Annotated in this window: 12 protein-coding genes; 5 read left to right on the top strand and 7 right to left on the bottom strand. The window is 46.7% G+C overall.

Features of this window, described 5'->3' with window-relative positions; genetic code table 11:
• The first annotated feature begins 55 nt into the window (after positions 1–55).
• The 4 genes from QUA10_RS09710 (at position 56) to QUA10_RS09695 (ending at position 7,787) form a co-directional block, all read left to right on the top strand.
• The gene (locus QUA10_RS09710; RefSeq protein ID WP_333082662.1) at positions 56–1,333 is read left to right on the top strand and encodes a bifunctional oligoribonuclease/PAP phosphatase NrnA; all 1,278 of its coding nucleotides are present in this window, start codon (positions 56–58) and stop codon (positions 1,331–1,333) included.
• An 871-nt stretch (positions 1,334–2,204) separates the two neighbouring features.
• Complete coding sequence (locus QUA10_RS09705) at positions 2,205–5,846, top strand: diguanylate cyclase domain-containing protein (RefSeq protein ID WP_333082661.1); 3,642 nt, start codon at positions 2,205–2,207, stop codon at positions 5,844–5,846.
• Between the two features lie 67 nt (positions 5,847–5,913).
• Positions 5,914–6,408: a phosphohistidine phosphatase SixA gene (sixA, locus tag QUA10_RS09700; RefSeq protein ID WP_333082658.1), complete on the top strand. Its 495-nt coding sequence runs from the start codon at positions 5,914–5,916 to the stop codon at positions 6,406–6,408.
• A 233-nt stretch (positions 6,409–6,641) separates the two neighbouring features.
• Positions 6,642–7,787, top strand: coding sequence for a citrate synthase (locus tag QUA10_RS09695; protein ID WP_333082657.1), 1,146 nt, complete (start codon positions 6,642–6,644; stop codon positions 7,785–7,787).
• A 422-nt stretch (positions 7,788–8,209) separates the two neighbouring features.
• Here the strand turns inward: QUA10_RS09695 and QUA10_RS09690 are convergent, their stop codons facing one another.
• The 4 genes from QUA10_RS09690 to QUA10_RS09675 form a co-directional block, all read right to left on the bottom strand.
• Positions 8,210–8,716: a DUF29 family protein gene (locus tag QUA10_RS09690; RefSeq protein WP_333082656.1), complete on the bottom strand. Its 507-nt coding sequence runs from the start codon at positions 8,714–8,716 to the stop codon at positions 8,210–8,212.
• A 206-nt stretch (positions 8,717–8,922) separates the two neighbouring features.
• Positions 8,923–11,037, bottom strand: a complete 2,115-nt coding sequence (gene argZ, locus QUA10_RS09685; protein WP_333082655.1) for a bifunctional arginine dihydrolase/ornithine cyclodeaminase — start codon at positions 11,035–11,037, stop codon at positions 8,923–8,925.
• A gap of 377 nt (positions 11,038–11,414) precedes the next feature.
• Positions 11,415–14,567: a PAS domain-containing protein gene (locus QUA10_RS09680; protein WP_333082654.1), complete on the bottom strand. Its 3,153-nt coding sequence runs from the start codon at positions 14,565–14,567 to the stop codon at positions 11,415–11,417.
• Positions 14,568–15,138: 571 nt separating this feature from the next.
• Positions 15,139–16,077 carry a glycosyltransferase gene (locus QUA10_RS09675; RefSeq protein ID WP_333082653.1) on the bottom strand — a complete coding sequence of 313 codons (939 nt, stop codon included), beginning with the start codon at positions 16,075–16,077 and terminating at the stop codon, positions 15,139–15,141.
• A gap of 309 nt (positions 16,078–16,386) precedes the next feature.
• Between QUA10_RS09675 and QUA10_RS09670 the strand changes: the two genes are divergently transcribed.
• Complete coding sequence (locus tag QUA10_RS09670) at positions 16,387–17,595, top strand: argininosuccinate synthase (protein ID WP_333082651.1); 1,209 nt, start codon at positions 16,387–16,389, stop codon at positions 17,593–17,595.
• Positions 17,596–17,951: 356 nt separating this feature from the next.
• Here QUA10_RS09670 and QUA10_RS09665 read toward each other — a convergent pair whose 3' ends face one another.
• The 3 genes from QUA10_RS09665 to QUA10_RS09655 form a co-directional block, all read right to left on the bottom strand.
• Positions 17,952–19,421: a GTP-binding protein gene (locus QUA10_RS09665; protein ID WP_333082649.1), complete on the bottom strand. Its 1,470-nt coding sequence runs from the start codon at positions 19,419–19,421 to the stop codon at positions 17,952–17,954.
• Between the two features lie 179 nt (positions 19,422–19,600).
• On the bottom strand, positions 19,601–20,023 hold the full coding sequence (locus tag QUA10_RS09660) for a hypothetical protein (RefSeq protein WP_333082647.1): 423 nt from the start codon (positions 20,021–20,023) through the stop codon (positions 19,601–19,603).
• A 114-nt stretch (positions 20,024–20,137) separates the two neighbouring features.
• Positions 20,138–22,246 carry a hypothetical protein gene (locus QUA10_RS09655; protein WP_333082646.1) on the bottom strand — a complete coding sequence of 703 codons (2,109 nt, stop codon included), beginning with the start codon at positions 22,244–22,246 and terminating at the stop codon, positions 20,138–20,140.
• Between the last annotated feature and the right edge of the window lie 74 nt (positions 22,247–22,320).

The raw sequence follows: 22,320 nt of genomic DNA, 5'->3' as shown, positions 1-22,320 counted from the left end.
TTTAAGATCGAATGTCGTGCAAATCCTGAAATAGTTAAATTGTTAATTTTTACCGATGAAAGACCATCCCCCTAACAATTCCGATGAAACATCCGGCAACCGCGAAAAAAGTGAACTTGAGGCCAGCAGCGAGGTTGTACCCGGAGTGAGTGGGCCTGGGAAACGGCGCAGCAAAGCCGAAGTTGTTTCCGAGGAAAACCGCAGCCGTCTCCGCGAGGAATTGCACGATCGCAAAGTCGAGCAATTGCGCCAAATGTTCGATCGGCACAAAGGCACTCGCCAGTTAATCTTGCTGCAAGATTTTCCCGATCCCGACGCACTTTCCAGCGCTTGGACTTACAAATTAATTGCCGAACAATACGATATCCAATGCGAGATTATCTACGCCGGCGCCCTCAGCCACCAAGAAAATATTGCCTTAGTTAAATTGACAGGGTTGCCGTTGCAGCGGTGGACGCTGGAAACAGTAAAGACTAAGGATTTGTCGGTGTTTCAGGGCTGCGCTTTCATTGACAATCAAGGGACGACTTGTAACTTAACCCAGTATATTTTAGCGGCTGGAGTTCCGATCGCCGCCGTCATCGATCATCACAATTTGCAGGGGGAAATGAACGCAGAATTTACCGATTTGCGCCCTCAAATCCGCGCTACAGCCACCATTTTTGCCGAATATTTACAGTCTGGAATGTTAGCTCTCGACGCCAGCGTCAGTCTGCACATCAAGTGTGCTACAGCTTTGATGCACGGTTTGCGATCGGATACGATCGCCCTCAGACAAGCTCAGGAAGAGGACTTTTTAGCTGCCGCTTATTTGAGCCGATTTTACGACCCGCAGTTGCTGAATGCAGTGTTACAGTCGTCTCGTTCTAAGTGGGTGATGGACGCGATCGAGCGATCGCTCAAACACCGCACCGTCCAGAACAATTTTTCTATCGCCGGCATCGGCTACCTCCGCTATGACGATCGGGATTCTATTCCCCAAGCGGCGGACTTTTTAGTAACAGAAGAGAACGTACACACGGCAGTTGTCTACGCAATTGTTCACGACAAAGACGAAGAAATTGAAGTAGTAATTGGCTCCCTGCGAACTAATAAACTTACTCTCGACCCCGACGAATTTATTAAAGAAGCCTTCGGTCAAGATGCTCAAGGACGCTTTTTTGGGGGAGGCAGAAGTCAAGCTGGAGGTTTTGAAATTCCGGTGGGATTTCTTTCCGGTGGGAATGAGAAGAGCGATTATGCAAGGCTGAAATGGGAAGTATTTGATGCTCAGATTAAGCAAAAATTGCTGAATTTAATTAGTCCTAAAGACAATCCTGTTTACGATCATTAACTCTGGAGTTTTTTAGGTTCGGTCTTAATTCCTGCAACAGCCTGGGAATGCGATCGCTTTTTGACCTCCGCTTGCTACCAGGTGTTGCCGTGTTTTTTTTCTCAGTCCTGGCAAAATCTTAACTTGATAATCAGTCCTGCCCACACTCTAACTCTCATCAATCGGCTTTGTTAAGTTTTATTGAGGGTTTGAACTCACGCCTAGTGCGCTTCTGCCATCAACAGGCTTTCCGGCCTGTTTCACAACAACTGTATTTTCTTGTGGGGAGTAGGGGTTGGGCAGCAGAATCCGCCCATAAAAAGTTTATTGAAAATCCTGCAAGATGCCACTTTTAACGAAGTAAGGAGGTTAAAAACCCTGTTGACTTCTCCAGGACTAACCCTAATAAATTTTATCCCCATGTCCCCAAAATACACACCAAATAAACTGGGTAGTTTAACTATTGTCAAGGGAGGCAACGAAGTATTTTGCTCAAAAAAACCAGGTTGCAGAGCAAATTTAGTTTTATCGAGTTTACTAAAGTCACAATAATTTTTACTTTTTAACAATTATGAAGGTTGATTTTTTGATATTTTAGTGCTTGTTCGCTAAATCAATCACAATTTGTTATAGTTGGTGCAGGAAAGTTTCGATAATAATTAGTAAAAAAAACCTTGAAAAGAATCAAAATAGATACCCAACAACCTAAACCATTGGCTAAATGATATGAAAAAAGTAATTGTAGCAGTCAAAAAAAGTTTTGCTTGTCACATAAACATGGTTTTTTTCCTAAGCCCATGTAGCGATTCCTACAATTTAAAACAAATTATTATATTTATTTGCAGCCGGTTAGGATAGTAGAAAATAGCTTAAAAAAACAAGGAACACGGAGATGTCTACAAAACAGACTTTCTCTTGGTCGTTAGAGAAAAGCCTAGAAAAAGTTTCAGAAATTGCACTTAAAATCAACGAGTTCGTGGCTCTGGAGACAATTTTGCAATGTGCGCTAGAAGAAACCAGGGTGCTGCTGCAAACCGATCGCGTAATTATTTATCGCTTCCTATCGCATAGAGATGGCATAGTATTTGCAGAATCGGTTGATGCTCAGTGGCCGCCAACCCTCGGAAAACAGATTTATGATCCTTGCTTAGAAGCCACCTGGGTAGATCGTTACAGCCAGGGACAAACGAGCAGCATTTCTGATATTCACGCTGGTGATCTTCAAGCTTGTGATGTCGAATTGCTCGATCGCATCCAAGTGCAGGCAAATTTAGTTGCGCCAATCTTGCTAGATGGCCAACAACAGCAATCTCCGAAGCTTTGGGGACTGTTGATTGCTCATCAATGCCGAAATCCGCGTCAGTGGGAACCTCTCGACCTTGAGATCCTGCAACAGGTTGCAATGCAGATCGGGTTGAAGATATGGCACTTGGAATCTCACCCCCCGGTGCTGCCACCGAATCAACCGCGGGAACTCGAAACAGCACCGAATCAAACTGATCCCAATACAGAAAGCGCGCCCAGAGTCAATCATCAAAATTGTCTACCACCAGAGTTTGCCTGTTCCCTGAGCGGCGATATTGTCCACCTCAAAGCCTTTGACTTGTTGCAAAACCCGATCTGGATATTTGATATTGAGGATTGGCAAATGCCATGGGGAAACCAAGCTTCCTTGTACCTGTGGAATGCTTCCACGCGCCAGCAACTCGCGATCCGCAACTTTAGGGATATGTTGTCAGAGTCTACTCGGATTCGCTTGCAGAGCTATCTGCAGCAGTTTGAGCAAGGCCAAACCTTGTCCGAGCAGTGGACGTTTTACCCGGCCGGTGAGGCTGTTTCTGTCGGCTGTCGGTGCTCTGGCATCAGGATTGATAGCGGGCGTTTGGCAATCCTGGTCGAGGGTAAGGTCGAAACCGCTCCTCAAATCGAACCGGAAACCCTGCGATCGATCGAGGCAATCCGACACACCACGCTGATGGTTTCGCTATACACCCTCGAAGGTGTGCCGCTGCTGCAAAACCCGGCGGCCTTGCGCTGTTACGGGGAGGCGCTGCACCGTGGCTCTGCGACAGATAATGCTTTTGTGAGTCACTTTGTTGACTCTCAGGTAGCAGAGCGAGCAATGGCAGTTCTTCAGTCCGGTGAGGTATTTAGCACGGAGGCTCAAGTGATTACTCTGGCGGGAATTCGCTGGCATGGGATGGACGTGCGGTGTACCAACGACCCGGTAACAGGCAACCCGATGTTGCTCGTGAACGAAAAGGACATTACCGACCGCCAGCAGACAGAAACAGCCCTGCAAAAGAGTGAAACCCGGTTGTCAGAAGCCCAGCGGGTTGCCCACATCGGTAACTGGGAGTGGGACGTGATTACGGGTAAAATTACCTGGTCTCCCGAACTATTCGAGATTTTGGGACGATCTAGGGCCCTAGGCGAACCTACTTATGAAGAAAACTTGCGGCTTTACCATCCCGAAAGTGCCAAACAGCTACACCGGGTAGTTCAACGAGCGCTCACTCACGGAGAGCCTTATCTATTGCGCCTTAGAATCGTGGGCGCGAATGGTTCTATCCGCCATACCGAAGCCAGAGGACAGGTTCAACTCAATGCAGAGGGAAAAGTCATTCGGTTGTTTGGTACATCCCAAGACATTACGGATATTGTCCAGGCGGAAACAGAACTCAGAGAAATGAGTACAGCTCTTGCTAATGCTGTCGAAGGCATCTCGCGACTGGATGTTTTCGGACGCTACCTCACCGTTAATCAAGCCTACGCCAATATAGCGGGTTATCAGCCTGAAGAAATGGTTGGTATGAATTGGCAGAAAACAGTTCATCCCGACGACTGCCACAGGATGATGACGGCTTATCAAAAAATGCTAGCCGAGGGCCGAGTGGAAGTTGAGGCCCGGGGTATCAGGAAAGATGGTTCGATTTTTTACAAGCAGGTGGTGATGTTGGCAGCCTACGACTCGCAGGAGCGATCGATCGGGCATCACTGCTTTATGAAGGATATCACCGATCGCAAGCAAGCAGAAGCAGCATTACAGCAAGAGTTCGGGCGTCTGGCTGTGGTGATTGCCACCCAACAGGAAATCGCCATCCGCAATCCTAACCTGGATGCAGTGATGGCGGTGATTAACGATCGAACTCAAAAATTGATCGGTGCCGATGGGGCCGTGATTGAAATCTTGGAAGGGGATGAGTTGGTGTATCGGGCAGCCAGCGGTATCGCCAGCACCTATGTTGGATTACGGATGAAAGTAGGGACAAGTTTATCGGGAAAATGTATTGCGACCGGCCAAATTATGCTTTGTGATGATTCACAAACCGATGCACGGGTGGAGCAGTCTGTCTGTCAGCGCATTGGTATCCGGTCACTGGTGGTTGTTCCCTTGTTCTATCAGGACGATCGGGTTGGCGTCTTAAAAGTTGTTTCCGCTAGACCCTGTGCCTTTACAGAGTCAGATATTCATACCTTACAACTGATGGCCGGGTTTTTGGCGGGTAGCCTGCATCTGGCTTCAGAGTTTGAGGCTAAAAACATTCTCCTGAGTCAATTACAGGAGAGCGAGGAACGGTATCGTTCTGTGATTACAAGCATGACTGAAGGCGTCGTACTTCAGCTCGCAGACGGACAAATTACTACCTGTAATGCTAGTGCCGGAAGGATTCTCGGACTGATCCCCGAACAACTGATGGGGCGTACATCCATAGATTTAGACTGGCGAACCGTTCACGAAGATGGCTCTCCTTTCCCCTGCCAACAGCATCCGGCAATGATTACCCTACGGACAGGAAAACCCGTATCAAATGTGGTGATGGGCATTCAGAAATCGGATAAAACGCTGACTTGGATTTCGATTAATTCGCAACCGCTGTTCCAAATGAATCAGTCTCAACCCTATGGGGTAGTAACAACTTTTGCTGATATTACAGAACGCAAGCGGGCCGAGGAGATGCTCAGACACCGGGCGGAACAAGAAAGATTAATTGCTACGACAGATGGGTTAACACAAGTAGCAAACCGCCGCTGTTTTGATGAGCGATTGCAGTCGGAATGGCACCGACTGATGCAGGGGAAACAACAGCTTTCGTTGATTATGTTGGATGTAGATTATTTCAAGCGATATAACGATTGCTACGGACATCAAGCTGGGGATATTTGTTTAGTAAAAGTGGCTTCATCGGCTGCACAAGCGGTTAAACGTTCATCGGATCTGTTTGCACGTTACGGGGGCGAAGAATTCGCTGCTATCCTACCGAATACGGATGCGGATGGCGCGATTGCGGTTGCTGAGTCGATCCGAGAGGCAATCCGAGATTTGGGAATCCCTCACGAGCAATCTAATGTGAGCTTGATCGTGACTGTTAGCATGGGAATTGCAACTGTGATTCCCACTGCGGAAACATCACCGGATGAACTCATTGCCCTCGCCGATCAAGCATTATATGATGCGAAACGACAAGGGCGCGATCGCTACACAAGCGCCAACCAGATGACAGCGCCAGATTTCAATACAGTTGTAGAATAGGCAAAAGGTAGGTATATCCTAGACATCTCCTAGAAAAACGGGACCCAATGCCTGGAAGTATTGATATATGGTTATTTATCTGATCCGGCACGGTATCGCCGCCGCACCCGAAGAATATGATACAGACTCAGAACGCCCCCTGACTAAAGAGGGCGATCGTAAAACAAGGAAAATTGCCCAACGGCTGTACGAACTCGAAATTCAGTTTGACCTGATTCTCACCAGTCCCCTACTGCGGGCCCAGCAAACCGCCCAAATCCTGCAAACAGTCGGTTTGAGTTCCCAAATAGAAGAATCAGCCACCCTCGCACCTTCAGGAGACATCGGGAACTGGCTGGAGTGGTACAAACATTGGCAGGAAATAGGTAGCCACAGCTTGGCCCTGGTTGGCCACCAACCAGACTTAGGCAACTGGGCAGAAACTTTGCTTTGGGGTCGATCGCAAGATGCCCTGATTCTCAAAAAAGCAGGTATCATCGGCTTAATCCTCCCCGAAACAGGCTCCCCAGTGGGCCGCAGCCAAATGTTTTGGCTAACTGCGCCCAAGTTTTTGCTCCCCTAGAAACAGCGAACCGCCCCGACATTAACAGGACGCGCCAGCCCTCTTAAAACCGCATTCTGGCACGGCGAAACCGGGTTTGAGGGGCGACAATACGCAGCGGGGCGATCGGGCTATCTGTTGAAAAACCCGGTTTCTGAACCCCAATTAAATGATTATTTGTCAAGACTGTGACACTATCTTCGTTTCTGGTAATGTACTTTTAGTAGATTGAACTCACATAAAACGGTATCGCAATGGTCGTCGGCGAATTCAAACCAGGTTTAGAAGGTGTTCCCGCCACCTTGTCCAGCATTAGCTACGTCGATGGACAAAAAGGGTTGCTGGAATATCGCGGGATTAGCATCGAGGAACTGGCACTCAAAAGCTCCTTTCTCGAAACTTCATATTTATTAATCTGGGGGGTACTTCCGACAAAGGAAGAACTAGAAGCTTTCGAGCATGAAATTCGCTATCACCGCCGGATCAAATATCGCATCCGGGACATGATGAAATGCTTTCCAGAAAGAGGACATCCCATGGACGCACTGCAAGCTTCAGCAGCCGCCCTGGGCTTGTTCTACTCACGCAGAGCTCTGGCTAACCCAGCATACATTCGAGAAGCTGTAGTGCGGCTGCTAGCTAAGATTCCCACAATGGTAGCAGCGTTCCAGCAAATGCGACGGGGAAATGACCCGGTGCGGCCGAGGGATGACTTGGACTACTCGGCTAACTTTCTTTATATGCTCAACGAGCAAGAACCCGATCCGCTGTTAGCTAGCATTTTTGACACTTGTCTGACTCTCCACGCTGAACATACAATTAATGCCTCTACATTTTCGGCAATGGTAACAGCTTCGACGCTGACAGACCCTTACGGGGTAATTGCTTCAGCAGTTGGCACTTTGGCGGGGCCGCTGCACGGGGGAGCTAATGAAGAAGTGATTGATATGTTGGAGCAAATTGGTTCGGTAGAAAACGTGCGGCCTTTTGTCGAGAAGTGCGTTGCAAATAAGGACAAAATCATGGGTTTCGGTCACCGAGTTTACAAGGTGAAAGATCCGAGAGCAACTATTCTCCAAGGGTTAGCAGAACAGTTATTTGAGAACTTCGGTCACGATGATTATTACGACATTGCTGTCGAGTTGGAAGAAGTGGTTGAGGAGAAATTGGGTCACAAAGGAATTTATGCAAATGTAGATTTCTATTCGGGTCTGGTTTACCGAAAAATGGGAATTCCGATCGACTTATTTACACCAGTTTTTGCCATCGCCCGCGTTGCTGGCTGGTTGGCGCACTGGAAGGAACAGCTAGAGGCAAACCGCATTTACCGCCCGACTCAAATATATACGGGCACTCACGGTGAGCCTTATATTGCGATCGAGGACAGACTGCCATCCTAAAGCAATAATTATCAACTCAGATCTGAAAATGGCGAGAAGAATTGTTTTGCTTTTGTGAAGTGTTGAGTTAAAAATTGCTTTCGCCTTCCGAGTCAGGAAGCAATTTCTGTCTGCTACAAGCTGTCGTGCTGGGTTGCACCCCTCTTGTATGTTGTGCTGTTTGTTAGCGACAATAGTAAGAAGTGACGATTTTCAGGAACTCCGGTCCTCAGACTTGCGGGTCTGAGGTTTTTTATTGCAATATCTAAAGTTGCAGCCGATTTAGGGGCGAATTCCCCAAATAGCTAAACCAGCGGGAAATAGCCAGTAAACCCACCCCAGCCACGCTTTGATTTACGAATAGCTTTCCATAGGGTGCGATCGCACAAATCCTTTATTACCCTGACTATTCTACAGCAATGCTTTTTCGATTTTTGACTTTCTCAACTCCACTCTTCACCCCCAGGCAACTGGGACAAATATTCGTCGATCGCATCCTCGAATTCACCTCTAGAATAAGTGTAGGTCAAAGACAGTAGCCCAGTTGCGATCGCCATAATTTGCTCTCTGTCCACTCTTTGATTGAGTTGAGCACGGCTTAACTGTCCTTCCAACACTTCCCGGCTAGACTCACGAATAGCCGCTTCTAGTTCATCTTCTATAAAAGGCTCCCACTCCGAGGAATTGATATAGTAGGATGTTTTATTATCTTTGAGATTGAGCTTTTTAATACCTCGGACAGAATTTGCAATAGAAGCGGCCCAAGAATTTGTTAAACGCTGTTCTACTTGATTTGTAATTAGGTGGATTAGCAGAATCAGTAAAAAAGACCCGATATTTCGCAGAGTTGCTTGTTTGCTCATGCCCTCTAATTCATCGACAATTGCTAGAGCATCTTCCTTCCTGCCTTCTAAAATACAATTTCTGAGGTCTATTAATTCCTGTACCATTACTGTTATCCTCAACATTTATAGGAATTTCGTACTCTAACTCAGGGTTGTAGCCTAGTCTCAATCCCCCTAAATCCCCCTTAAAAAGGGGGACTTTGAGTGCTTCCAGCCCCCTTTTTAAGGGGGGTTAGGGGGATCTCCGGGTCAAGAAAACACGCCCTAGGGGAGATTTCCGCCGGGTTTCAACCGCCGATTCCGCGCTACATCTAAACAGATTGAGTTACATGATGGCGGCTAGTCAATTTATCCAATTGATTAACCAACAAACTTAGGAACAATCCCACATCGGTAACAACTCCAATAGACTCGATCGAACCCCGATCGCTCAATTTCGTCACCACCGCCGGATTAATGTCCACACAGACCATCTTCACACCAGCCGGCGTCATATTTCCCACACCAATTGAGTGCAGCATAGACGACAGCATTAACACCATATCCGCACCTCGTAACAGCTCAGTATATTCTTCTTGAGCTTTAACTAAATCCATTTGCGTGTCAGGAAGCGGGCCGTCATCGCGGATCGAACCGGCAAGAGAAAACGGTATATTGTTCTTCACGCACTCGTACATCACACCGTTAGTAACCAGGCCTGCTTCTACAGCTTTTGCAATACTCCCGTAACGTCGCACACTGTTAATTATTTTCAAGTGATGTCGGTGTCCGCCGCGCACAGCAATACCGCGTTTCATGTCAACCCCTAAAGAGGTTCCCATATTCGATTGTTCCATGTCGTGAACTGCGATCGCGTTTCCGCCCAACAACGCTTGTACGTAACCTTCGCGAATCAAATGGGCTAAATGTTCGCCACCGCCGGTGTGGATGACAACAGGCCCTGCGGTAACTACAACTTTGCCACCGCGATCGCGAATTTGGCGTAATTCCCACGCTACTTGTTCCACTACCAATTCTACGCGGCGCTCGCTAGAAACGCTGCCCGACATAAAACTGAATTCTTGAGAATTGCGCTGTTCCCGCGATTCTGTTTTGCGGATGGTGCGGATACCCACTACATCTACAACGACTTTTTCACCTACTTTTAAGTCGCGCAATAATTTGCATTTAGCCACTAAACCATCAGCAGTTTCAGTAATAGCAACGGCTCCATCCATCCGCTGATTTTGCACTTTCACCCACTGGTTATTTACCCGCACTTCTGTGGGATAAATGGTACTCACATAAAAGTCGTCCGGGCCGACACCATCTTGGACTACTGGTTCTAAAATAGCGTCGCAAATCTCTTGTGGTGGCGGCACGGCACCCAAGTCAATCAGCATTCCCATCATTTCTTCCATCACATCGTGGGAAGGAGCCGAAACTTTAACGTCGGCCGATGATGTGCTTTGCCGCTGCTCTCCTAAATTGAAATTGAGCACTTGGAAACTGCCGCCGAGATCGACAATTAAGTCCAAAGCACGACTAATTAAACCAGCGTCAAGTAAGTGACCTTCCATGCGAATTGTGCGGCTTTCTACCATCACGTTTGCCGATCGATCTTCTTGCACCGGTTCCGTTACCCGTAGCGTCAAACACTTACAGGCGCCGCCCGCTTTCAGAAATTCGCTCATCGGCGTTTCAATTACTTGAAAACCGGCCTGAGTAATGCGCGATTTTAAGGCTTCGCTAACCTTGTTCATTACCACAACTTTGTCAATATTGACCGCATTGCAGGCAAAATTTGCGGCATCGGCTTCTTCAATAGCAATGCGTTTTTCCGGCGCAACTCGCATTTCGATTAAGCGGTTGGAGTAGGAGTCAAATGCTGCTGGATAGTAGAGCAAATAGCCGCCTGTCAGAGGACAAAAACAGGTGTCTAGGTGATAGAAACGTTCGTCAACTAAACGCAGCGAAAGCACTTCTATGTTGAGCCATTTTGCTAGTAACGGGTGCGAGTCGAGTTCGGAACGGAATCCGTATCCCGCCCACAACCAGCGTCCTTCGCGATCGAGCAAAGCATCGCCAGCGCCCTCAAACGGCAAGTCTTTCGGGAGTTCATGAACTGTGAAACCTTTGCTTTCAAACCATGCTTTGAAATAGGGTTCTTCGCCTTGGCGTTCTTTGTGATAGAAACGGCTGAGGACGAAGGTATTGCCTAAAAGTAAGCCTGCGTTGGCGGTGAAAACCATATCAGGCCAACCTTTTGCGGGCGGTACGAGGTCTACCACAGCGTTGTCTTTGAGGACGTGGTAAAGTTTTTCCCACTGTTCAACGGCGCGATCGCGCGATGATTTGTGGACATTTCCCTCCATCCACGGATTAATCACGTAATCCACATCGTAGTGGTCGGGAGCACACATGAGGAAGCGAATTGAGTCAGTCATAATTCAGTTAAAATGTGGTAGACGCTACAGCAGACGTATGTTGACAGAGTTTGTATAATAGCAACTGTAATATTCACTACTAATTTTAGCAGCTCCACGTCTGGAGCCTCAAAAGGCTAACTTTTCATTATATCATGTTTAAGATAAGATTAAACTAAATGACAGACCGTTCGCAGCAAGTACGGGAGAAAATGTCAGGTTATGACGCACTCTAAAATAGGTTCTGATAGACGATTCATATAATATCCGTTGAATTCCCTCCCATCTGACGGTCGGGGTGGGTTTAGGCTCATCTCTGGCTGATATTATAGATGGTTGGTGAACTGGCGCCTACAAAAATTATGGTTAATTTACCGCCCCTGATTTAACAGCTTATCCTAACTTTTAACTTTTAACTTTTGCGAAATTGGCAGTTCGATGGCAAATTCTGTTCCCCGGCCAACTTCTGAATGACACTCCAACTTACCGCCGTGGGTGTCTTTCACAATTTGGTAACTAATCGACAGCCCCAAACCAGTGCCGGTGCCGATCGGTTTGGTAGTAAAAAATGGGTCAAACATCCTTGACTGAATTTCGGGACGGATACCGGGCCCGGTGTCAGAAATCCCCACACGCACTTGATTTTCGCTGCTGACTTCAGTAACAATTCGAATCTGGTTAACTTTGCAAGTACAGTTTGCTGATGACTCTTCCACAGCGTCGATCGCATTCACCAGCAAATTCATAAATACTTGGTTTAATTGAGCCGGATAACACTCGACTTTGGGCAGGTTCCCGTAATTTTTAATAACTTGAATCTCCCGACGTTTTGGCTGTGACTGGAATCGGTGCTGCAAAATCACCAAAGTGCTCTCTATCCCTTCATGAATGTCTATTACTTTGCGCTCTGTTTCGTCTAGTCTCGAAAAGTTTCTCAAAGACAGCACTATCTGCTTAATTCGGTTAGCACCTTCTTGCATTGAAGACATGATTTTTGGGAAATCATCAGCAATGAAATCTACCTCAACTTCTGCCAATTCTTGGGCTATTTCTGGAACTTGTTCGGGATAGTATTGCTGGTAGAGATGGATCAATTTTACCAAATCGCGAGCATACTGTGCGGCGGGAATAATATTGCCATAGATGAAGCTGATGGGGTTATTAATTTCGTGGGCTACTCCCGCTACCATTTGCCCAATACTTGACATTTTTTCTGATTGAATAAGCTGAGATTGAGCTTTTTTCAAGTCAGCCAGAGTTTTTTCTAACTGTTGCGCTTTTTCTCGTTCTCGCTGTTCGCTAAATTGCAAATCTACTTCGGCTTGTTTGCGATCACTAATATCAATATGCGTGCCCGTCATCCGCAAAGGATTTCCCGAAGCGTCGCGTTCCATCACCTTCGCTTGAGCTAAAATCCACTTCCACTTGCCTGATTTTGTCAGCATCCTAAATTCCACTTCGTAAGTAGGATTTTGGCCTTCGAGGTGAGCACTTAGCGCTGCTTTAGCCGGAGACAAATCCTCTGGATGTACCAGTTTCTCCCAGGATGCAAAACTATTTGCTATTTCCTCTACTTCATATCCCAGCATCATTTTCCACCGCGGATTAAAATAGACTTCTCCTGTGGCTAGATTCCAGTCCCACAATCCCATCGCACTGCCTTCAAATGCCAGATAAAAACGTTCTTCGCTAATTTGCAAAGCTGCTTCGGCTTGTTTGCGATCGCTAATATCCATCACTGTTCCCAACAGTTTGATTACTTCCCCGGTTTCGCTAAAAACAGCTTCTCCCCTTCCTTCCACGTAGATAATTTGACCGCTAGGATGCAAAAATCTAAACTCTCTTTTGTAGGCAATGCCTTGTGAAATAGTCAGGCTGACTGTTTGTTGAAATAATTCTCTGTCGTCGGGATGACACATCTTTAAAAGTTTGGCAGATGTCGGTTCAGTTGCACTTGAGTCAAGACCAAAAATGCGGAATACTTCTTCTGACCAAGTAATTTTATTGGTGACTAAATCAAATTCCCAACTGCCGATATGGGCAATTTTCTGGGCTGCTGCTAGACTAGCTTCGCTTTGTTGAAGTTTAAGTCGCTGTTGTTTATCTTGTTCCAGAAGAGTTGCTTGAGCGATCGCAATTCCCATCTGTGCCGCCACAGCACTCAATAATCTGATCTCCTCCTGCGTCCAGTGGCGGGGGCGATCGTACTGATGCAAGCATATCATTCCGTTGGCTTTTCCCTGGTAAGAAGTGCGGATAGATATCATGGATTTCAGACCTATTTGACAGCACAAATCTCGGACGTTTTCTAGCAGCGGTTCGGAAAAAACATCGTCAGAAACTACAGCTTGATCTTGGGACAATAAAAACTGAGCGTGAGGATTGCCCTGCACAGGAATTTCTACATCTAAAAGCGATCCTGAGTCAGATTTTCTGTATTTTCCCACACAAAAAATGCGGGGACTAGGGTGGTCTGTGTAGGTGTGAACCAAGCAGCAATCGGCATTAAAAATTCGACCTATTTGGGCACTAGCTGTTTGAAAAACTTGATCTTGATTTAAGCTGTATCGAATTTCGAGAGTAATCGTTTCTAGCATAAATCTTTGTTTGATTTGCCGTTCCAAAGCAGCTAAAGCTGTTTTAAGTTCGAGTTCTGCTTGTTTGCGATCGCTAATTTCAGTAGCCGTCCCCAAAATTTTCCAAGGTTTGTCGTCGGCTGTTCTGGCAAACACGGTATCCACGCTAACAAACCAGCGATATTCACCATTTTTGTGCTGAATTCGGTACTCAAACTCAAAGCTTTCACCGTCTTTTGCTACCTCAATCCTCCTCAGATGTTCTGAGAATCCTGGCAAATCGTCTGGGTGTATTAAGTTAGGAAGAAATCCTCCTGCCATCTGCTGGATTTCTTCTAGGGTGTAGCCAATATCGCTATAGATTTCGCGGTTGATATACAGAGTTCGCTGTTCAATCAAATCGGAAACGTACAAAAGATTAGGATGTGTTTGAATTACTGCCGACAGCCAGCGTTGGCTGTCTCGGAGTTCTGCTTCGATCCGCTTGCGTTCTTCTATTTCTGCTTGCAGACGCGCATTTTGTGCTAAAATTTGTTTATAAAGACGGCTCAGAAGCAGTTGATTTGCGACGCGGCTCACCACTTCTTCTGTTTGAAATGGTTTAGTAATGTAGTCTGCCGCTCCCAGTGAAAAAGCTTTGACTTTATCAAAAACTTCATCGAAACAGCTAATAAAAATCACAGGAATATCTTTGGTTTGCGGACAAGCTTTTAGCTGTTCGCAGACTTGATAGCCATCCATACCGGGCATCATAATGTCCAGCAAAATCAAATCGGGTGGATTCGAGAGAGCAAAGTTAAGAGCCAATTTACCATCTCGTGTCGGCCGCACTTTATATCCCCGCTTAGACAAAAGCTGGGATAAAAGTCGCAAGCTTTCTGGATGGTCGTCCACCATTAAAATATTTTCTTGTAAGACAGTATTTTGAAGTCTAAGTGTTTCTAGTCTTGGATTTTTATTGTCAGTTCTATTCACAGCAGACCCTCAAACGATTCAAGTTGTATATGTGGGAATATTTTTAAAGTCATTAACCGCTTGTAGCTAACACTCTCAGATAAACCAGCACAACTATTGGCTCTCTAGCACACTCCTAAATTATCTGTCATTATATCAAAACTAATGCTCGTTGGAAAATGTTGGTAGATAAAATTATCGGAGCCGAGTGAGAAAACAGCCTATATTGCTCAAATCACAGGCTAAGCAAGCAATTTTGATTAAAGGTAAAGCTTGTAAACTTTCTATCAACCGATTTTGCCTGCCTTTATCTGGTGGCTTTTTTTGTGTTTTTTTTCAGTAGATATCCTCACTGGAAAGGTTAATTAAAACAGGCCGGAACATGGGTGTCAACTTAAGACTAAAATTATTTGTTTTTCTGGTTTGTATCCAAGTCTTGAGTTCCCTAAATCCTCCTTTTTAGCAGCGCTAGGGCAGTGTAGACATAATTGTCAAACAGTAGGCCTTTACTACATTTGAGCTTAAGTTGACACCAATGGGCCCTGAAAGACTCCTACAATATCTTATATTTTATTTGCGCTGTCGGGCTGATTTATGGTATCTTTGTCTCGGTCTGCAATTCCCCGCAAGCGGCGTACACGGCTTTCACGTTATACCAATTCAGAAAAATCCGAGCAATTTCTAGAGCTAACTGCGGCTTGCCTTGGTCAATCAACCACTGCAAAAAAGGAGTCATAGTTCGCTCGTTCAGCATCCCACCTAATGATAAAACTCCCCATAGGATTTGGTGCAAAAAAGTCATTTGAATCATCATCCGTACTTCCCAACTTGGGTGTTTTTGATAAAACAAAACTCCCATTCTACCGCGCTGAATTTCTCGGTCAATCATGCCCGGAATTTGCTCTAAACTAAAAGGTGGATGCCAGTGATAGCCGACAGCATCCGGACATTTAATGAGTTTCAAACCTAATTTTTTTAACCTAACTCCCAACTCTAAATCTTCCCATCCGTACAGTTGAAAGCGATTGTCAAACAGTCCAGCAGCCAGTAGCCAGTGACGGGCGATCGCCACATTTCCCGTAGCAAAATAAGCCGCTGAAAAATCGGTGATTTTATAAGACTCTGAGGTAGGATTGTCGAAATTGCAAGTATTAATCACGCTGCCGTAAGTAAAAACAGCATCAGTATCTTTGTAACCCTGTAGTAAAGCATCGGCGTGTGCTTGCAAAAAATGCTCTGTTACCACCAAATCGCTGTCAATAAAAATAATCGTATCGCCCTTAGCATCTTCAACGCCCAAATTCCGGGCCGCCGCCGGGCCCTGGTGAGATTGACAGATTGATCGCACATGAGGCAACAAGTCAGCATTTGTCGCCAACCACTCCAGCGTCCCGTCCGTCGAACCGTCGTCTACGACAATTACTTCATACTCTCTGACAATCTCACCGAACTGCTGATTTTCCAAAGCCAGTAGACATTTTGCCAAAATCGGTTTACGATTGTACGTCGGAATCACAACACTAAAAAACACGGTTTTTCCCCATCGCCACAGTTACCGTATCCCACGGTAGCAGATTTTCCCCAGCAACTCCCCCGGTAAATAGCCAAGTTTAGCAAAAAAAGAATATATAAATCTGTACTATTTCTGACAAGAATCGATCTCAATTAGGTGCATAATGAAAAGTCGGTTAAATCGGATATCTTGCACCATTCTCAAGAACAGGCTTTCCGGCCTGTTCCACAAAAATGATATTTTTTTGTGGGTGGGCCGAAGAGCCCGCCCTGAAAAGCTTAGTGACAATGGTGCAAGATGTCAGTTAAATTCAGGATGTAAATAGCAATGAGTCGCGCTAAAAAAGTTGTGCTAGCATATTCGGGCGGAGTCGATACCTCCGTCTGCATTCCTTACCTCAAAAACGAGTGGGGTGTGGAAGAGGTAATTACTCTGGCCGCGGATTTGGGACAGGGAGACGAATTAGAACCAATCCGCAAAAAAGCTTTAGCATCCGGTGCTTCGGAATCTTTAGTTATTGATGCTACCGAAGAATTTGTCAAAGACTATGCGTTTCCAGCGATTCAAGCTAACGCACTTTACGAAAATCGTTATCCCCTTTCGACTGCCCTAGCTCGCCCGCTGATTGCTAAATTGTTAGTAGAAGCTGCGGAAAAATACGGTGCAGATGCGATCGCCCACGGTTGCACAGGTAAAGGAAACGATCAGGTGCGGTTCGATGTGTCGATCGGCGCGCTCAACCCCAAGATTAAAATCTTAGCACCGGCGCGGGAGTGGAAAATGAGCCGGGAGGAAACGATCGCATACGGTGAAAAATGCGGCATTCCGTCGCCGGTGAAAAAGTCTTCGCCTTACAGTATCGATCGCAACTTATTGGGAATGGCAATTGAAGCCGGAATCCTCGAAGATCCTTGGGCGGAACCGCCGGAAGAGGTGTATTTGATGACAAAGGCGATCGAGCAAACTCCCGACACACCCGAATACCTAGAAATCGGTTTTGATTGCGGGAATCCTGTCACTTTAAACGGCAAAGATTTATCACCAGTTGCCTTAATTTCCCAACTCAACGAAATAGTTGGAAATCACGGAGTAGGGCGCATCGACATGATTGAAAACCGCTTAGTCGGGATTAAATCGCGGGAAATTTACGAAACACCAGCGATTTTAGTTTTGATGCACGCGCACCGAGACTTAGAAAGTTTGACCCTGACAGCAGATGTCACGCGATACAAGCGCGGCATCGAAGAAACTTACAGCCAAATGATTTACAACGGTCTTTGGTACAATCCTTTGAAAACCGCTTTAGACGCATTTATTCAGGACACGCAAAAGCGAGTCACTGGAACCGTGCGGCTCAAACTATTCAAAGGAAATGCGACGATTGTCGGCCGCAAATCTGACAATTCACTGTACAGTTTCGACTTAGCAACCTACGGCGCAGAGGACGAATTCGATCACAAAGCTGCCGAAGGATTTGTCTATGTTTGGGGACTACCAACCCGCATTTGGTCGGAGAAAAATAGGGGTTATAAATAGGAGCGAATTAGGGTTGAAAACCTGATGTTAAGCCGCTGACTCGGATTAGGATTAAAAATTCGATCTTAACCCGCCGAATCGAATTGGCGGCTACATAAACAAAGTTCGCCTTCGCGGAATTAGAGTAGGGTGTGCACAGCACACCTTATTTGCCGTAATCTCCCCACCTGTGCCAGTTGCATAAGTTGTGAGTTAGTAAGATATAGTAATAATTGCTAATTGGTAACAGGTTGTTATCCTAATAATTTGTTAAATTGTCTTCACACAAATTTAGCTTTGAGGCAGGGGTTTAAACCCCTGCCGGATTGCGCCAGGGCTGCGCCATAATTGCTGGGTCAACGTAAAACAGTCGATCGCTAAGATTTCTGTTTTTCCACACTTCCCAAATCCAACTTAGCCCGCAACTCCTCCTTAATCCGATTTAAAATAGAATCCTCATCCAAAGAAGACAAAATCTTGCTCACCACAGCCTTTGGCCCATCATCTCCCCAAGAAGCACCATTAGCCAAATAAGCCTTAGTAACTTGACCAATTCCGTAGGAAGAAACCCCGGCGATCGCAGCTTGCGTCACCGCCACAGACAAATAAGGCCCTAAAGCCAAACCCCCCGTCGCCGGCGTCGCCAAACCCAACAATCCTTTCAAAGAACTCAAACCAAAATTAGCCAACAATTCCCCCGCAGTAATTCCCCCCATACTAATCGCAATCTTTTGCAGCAATTCCACCGCGCCCGCTTCCGTCATCGCAATGCCGTAAACTTTAGATAAAGTTAAGATCATCACCACATCAATTACCGCACCGCTAAGAATATCAACTACAGTAATTGGATTAAGTGCGATCGCCACCGCTTTCGTCATTACCCCGTTCCAGATAATTCGATTAGCCGCGTCATCTCGAATTTCCATTTTTCGCTGCACCAACTGCTCGTTAATATCCCCCGCACAGAGCATCGTATTCAGCGCCACCAAAGACTTGCCTTCTCGGTCTAAAATCTCCAAAATCTTTAATTTTAAATCTTGCACTTGTGGCAAACTGCGAGTCATTTGCACACCCATACTGCCGTCGGGACGGCGCACCGCCCTCGCTGTCAAAGGCGAAGCCGCCGCCATCACAATTTCATCGGGAGACAATAATTCTCTGACGCGATCGTCCCGAATTTTATGATAAATTGCCAGCCTGTCTGCATCAGGATACTGGTCAATTTTATTAAACACTAATAACATCGGTTTTCCGGCTTCCCGCAACTGCGAAAGTGCTGCGTATTCCACCTTCGTAATGTCGCCAGCAACCACAAACAAAATCAAATCTGCTTGTTGAGCAACGCGGCGGGCTAAAAGTTCGCGAGTTTCGCCGTCAACTTCATCTATTCCCGGAGTATCGACTAATTCAACTTGCGACAAACGGTAAATAACTGGCGAAAGTCGTAGCGTAGCGGGGCGTAAGCCATCGGGCAAATTCTCATCAATTCCCTCTCCGACATCCCACTGGCCGATAGTCGTCGTGCGAGTCACCCCGTGAGTCGGGCCAGTTTCAAACACATTTTGACCTAGCAGCGCGTTCAAAACCGAAGATTTTCCCCTTCCCACCATCCCAAACACAGCTATTTGCACGCAAGCGCGCTCTAGCTTGTCGAGCATTTTCTCTAACCCGCCAATTTCTGGTTCCAGTCCAGTTCGCTCTTGAACTGTCAAGTCGAGATTTTCTACTATATCTCGCAGAGCATCTTTAGCGTGGCGCAGGTTGAGTTCTGCCTGAATGTCTGCGAAGCTTAAAATTGTGTCATCTAATTCTTGATCGACATTGGAAAAATCGGAGGCTTCAGTCATTGTCACCTGGCTTTTTAACTTATTTTACCTAAAGTTGCAACAGCTACAATGCTATTGTACCTGTTTCTGTCTGCTGCGTACAGCCCGCACCAGTTCGCAGCGCCCAAAAATCGGCTTTGCACAATTATGAAATAACCGCAAGATGTCAATGTTTAATTTCCCGTGGAATCGGCTAGTTGCTAAAGCATCGGCATCTCTTCCTTGGATGCTCGCAACTCCATTTTTCCGTTAAGAATCCAGACATCAACAAAAGGAGTCTCTTGCACTCGGATTTCCTTGGTTTGCGTCTCGCCACCCTCCACCGCCACCTTCAATTTAACTGTGGATTCCCCAACAGGAACTTCCACCGCATCCGCGAAGGAAATCGTCAAATCCGTAGTCACGCCAGACTTGCGATAGACTTCCTGTTCATTCACTTCTACAGTCACTGTGTTATTGCTGAAACCGTCGCGAAGTTTGATCGATAAACGCATAGTGGTACTCGCTTGGTAATGGTAAGGGGTAAAAAAATCGGCTTGGGGGCGATCGGGTACGCAGCTAGACCCGATCGCCAAAAGTGCCAACAGAATTATCAGGTGTCGAACCAACAACAGACTTATCATTAATGCTGTGAAGTTGTTCCTAGCAGTGTTTTGTACAAACTAACAAAAATTGCTTTACTTATTTAGTTTAAAATAAAGTAAAGCAATCTTCTGGGTAATTCACCAATTCACTTTTTACTTCTTGGCTGCCGATCGCAATGTCTTGACTTCCATTGCTGAGATTTTGCTAAAGGTTTTGCTAACAGCATCCTCATCGCCGGTTTTAGCCTGAACCTCAGCTAAACAGGAAAGGGACATCTGTGCCGAAACAGGGTCGAGAATATTGGAATCGGCGACTGCTGTCAGCAACTTGGCGCTTTCATCCAACTCCGCAGGGCGTACAATCACCCGGGTTTCACGATCGTCGGTAATCGTTTTAAAGTCACGGCTAGCGTTGATACCCTTCACCATCCGAACATAGTTTGCCATCGCGTGTTTCGGATATTTTGCTAGAACTTCCTCAAAAGCATCGTTACCGCTTCGCAAAGACTCATCATCCGAACCCAGCAAATAGAGCAAAGAACCCTGTTCGTCGCCGATAAACAGAGCGGCCAATTCTTCCTCAATTGGCGTCACAGGATAGCGAACGCGAATAGTGATGATATCCGAGAATACCTCTGAACCGTCCAAAGCCCCATAGACCGCCCGTACCCGGTAATTTCCGGGTTGATCGAAATAAAATCCGTCTTTGCCATAGCCGATATATGCGCTTTCTGGAATTACATCATCGCGCGCGATCGTACTTTCTCGCTGGCCAACTAAATGATCGATTAGCGGTTCATAAACCACAACTGCGCCGCTAGGCTTGCGAATCACGATTTTGACCAAGCCGCAATTCGGATGCAGCCAAGTATGCACCCGGCGCCCACCCGCAGCCGTCGTTCCCAGCATTAATTGCAGTACCACAGGCTCACCTAGCGCGAAGCTCTTTTGGTTGGTAGAGATACTGAAAGTCAGTCCCGACTCATCGCGAATCGGATCGGCCATCACTTCCTGGCCCAGACCAGAGCCGATCGCAAAGTCGTTTCCACCCACAATAATATTGTTGCGGAACGCATGGCGGAGATGGATGACCTCCTCATTGTCGAACTGAAACGCAAACTGGCTCCAGTAGGTAGCCTCGCCACCCGGTGCTGGGTAATTAAAGGGATAGTTCATCCAAGACAGTGCCAGCGGGCGATTCGTACCAGGGGGCGTCGCCAAGGACTTTTGCCACGAGTGCAGCAAGTTAAAACTATGCCCCAGCTCGTGAACATAAGTGTAGAGCTGCAATCGCAGCTTTTCGGGAGTTTCGCCACCTATACCTTGATGAAAAACGGCGCAGCCTTGCCGCTGCTTCCCTTGCTGGTCAAACATGATGCCGTAGAGCCCAGGGCCCAGGTCGTGAAGTTGAGCAACTACCTGCCAAACAGCCCACTGCGGCAAATCCTGCCACAAGGTGAAGTGTTTCTGCATCGAAGCGTGCAGTTCGGAGTTGCTCCATTTAGCGCCCGCACCAGCTTCATCGATATTGATGACGTTGTTTCCTGCTGTTGCGATCATCTCGATCCCAGCTTCTGCATAGGAACTGACGACGCTGAGGTTGCGCGCTGGCCCCCCCGACGGCAGGGAACCCGTGTTGTAGCTGCTGAATATGGGAGTGACAACATCGGAAACCTGGTCTGTTTCTAGTCGCAGACTGCGGAAATAGACAGACTCGAAGACACAAGTGTAAGTTGCTCCGGCGACTCCGCCCTTTGTGAAAAATTCCACCGTTGCTGGCGCCTGCGGCTGGAAGATGAACTTGCGCTGGATTGTCACCTGTATTACGGGAGATCCGGCGGCAAAGGTAAAGCTTCCGAGGCCCTTGATGACGACTTGAGAAGCTGTTACCTTTATCGTCGGCGCATCGACGATAAAGGAGCCAAAATAGGTAGTCGTACCGCCGCTGACTTGGAAGAAGTCGCCGCTTAACCGCTTCATTGGTCGAGTGCGATCAACGTCAACCCGGAGTTCGAGTTGAAAGCTGCCTAATGTACCGCGGTAGCGCCCACTGACGGGCCGTTTGGCGATCGGAATTGCGGTCGGTGCGATCGGTAGCGGTGGGATACTAGGTATTGGTGCGGTTTCGCCCTCGATTGGATGTGTTGGATCGCTAATTCCAGCCTCTATTGCTGCGATCGCAGCTATGTCATCGACTGACATTTCTCCAAACGAAAAATCACTACTGGTTAAATCGATACTTGTAGGATCTTGCTGAGACATTTTTATTTATCCTTTCATATTGTGATACTCCATATATAAGTGGCAGTATTGGGGAGTTTACAGTCGCTTTTTGG

Source organism: Microcoleus sp. Pol8_D6, assembly GCF_036700965.1.
In the GTDB taxonomy this organism is placed as follows: domain Bacteria; phylum Cyanobacteriota; class Cyanobacteriia; order Cyanobacteriales; family Microcoleaceae; genus Microcoleus.
Note: the sequence above shows the minus strand (reverse complement) of the source record. Positions and strands in the feature narration are given on the sequence as shown.